The following is a 278-nucleotide window of genomic DNA, read 5'->3' as shown; positions in this document are numbered from 1 at the left end:
GGATAAAGCTATTGCCGAGCAGCTTGAGGGACAGCCTGGCTGGAAGAATATCGGCACGCTCAAAGGCGTCGGCCCCATCCTGATCAGCACACTGGCCTGCGAGTTGCCCGAACTGGGCAGCTTGGGAAGCAAAGCCATAGCATCGCTGGTGGGGTTGGCCCCGATGAACCGCGAAAGTGGCACCTGGCAGGGCCAACGGCGGATCAGTGGTGGGCGCGCAGTAGTACGCGAAGCCCTTTACATGGCGGCCCTGACGGCCATCCGGTACGAGCCAGGAC

The 278-nt window shown here is 62.6% G+C and carries 1 protein-coding gene; it reads left to right on the top strand.

The features are described from left to right. On the top strand, positions 1–278 hold a 278-nt coding region (locus AC6UDF_RS07195), incomplete at both ends, for a transposase (protein ID WP_500724189.1).

The organism is Fructilactobacillus sp. X2R6C1 (assembly GCF_059901295.1).
This window is presented reverse-complemented; position numbering and strand designations above follow the sequence as displayed.